Source organism: Mycobacterium sp. 1274761.0 (assembly GCF_001668615.1).
Lineage (GTDB): Bacteria > Actinomycetota > Actinomycetes > Mycobacteriales > Mycobacteriaceae > Mycobacterium.
This window is the reverse complement of the sequence record NZ_LZMC01000085.1, coordinates 1-1,006: the sequence shown is the minus strand read 5'-3', so window position 1 is coordinate 1,006 and position 1,006 is coordinate 1. Positions and strand designations below refer to the sequence as shown.

Annotated in this window: 1 protein-coding gene; it reads right to left on the bottom strand. The window is 61.3% G+C overall.

The genetic code is table 11. The features are described from left to right. The coding region (locus tag A5651_RS18105; RefSeq protein ID WP_066983865.1) for an amidohydrolase family protein at positions 1-1,006 on the bottom strand (1,006 nt) is incomplete at both ends.

The window sequence follows — 1,006 nt, the reverse complement described above, 5'->3', positions numbered from 1 at the left end:
CGGCCGCTTTGCGTAGTGCGCCGACGGTGGCCTGGTCTTTGGTGATGTGGGTGAAGGGGTCCCAGTGATACCAGCGCATGGCGTTTTCGTAGGTCATCTTGTTGACCTCGTCGTCGGCAACGTTGTGCTCGGTGAGCACCTCATGGAGCTGCTCGGGTGCGCCCGGCCACATCGAATCGCTGTGCGGGTAGTCGGCCTCCCAGCAGATGTTGTCGATGCCGACGTCGTTGCGCAGCTGCACGCCAACGTGATCGGAGATGAAACACGTCAAGAAGTGCTCGCGGAACACCTCGCTGGGCAGCTTGCCCCTGAAGTCCTGGCCCGTCCACGTCGAATGCATCTCATAGGTGCGATCAGCGCGCTCCAGGAAATACGGAATCCATCCCGTCCCGCCCTCACTCAACGCGATCTTCAGATCCGGATACTCCTTGATCGGCTTGGACCACAACAGATCCGCCGCAGCCTGCACGATGTTCATCGGTTGCAGGGTGATCATCACATCCATCGGCGCATCCGCAGCCGTGATCGCCAACCGCCCCGACGAGCCGATATGCACATTGAGCACGGTGTCGGTATCCACCAGCGCGTCCCACATCGGCTTCCAGTAGTCGAAATCATGGAAACTGGGATAGCCCATCGCCGCCGGGTTCTCGGTGAAAGTCAGCGAATGCACCCCACGCTTGGCGTTGCGGCGGATCTCCTTGGCGCACTCCTCGGCGTCCCAAATCACCGGCAACGTCATCGGGATGAACCGCGCCGGGTACTCCCCGCACCACTCCTCGACGTGCCAGTCGTTGTAGGCCTGCACCAAAGCAAGCGAGAACTCGGGATCCTCGGTGGCGAACAATCGACCCGCAAACCCCGGAAACGACGGGAAACACATCGAACCCAAAATGCCGCCGGCATTCATGTCCTTGACGCGCTCGTCGACGTTGTAACAACCCGGCCGGATCTCATCGAGCCCCTGGGGCTCCAAACCGTATTCCTCCTTGGGCCGGCCCGCCAC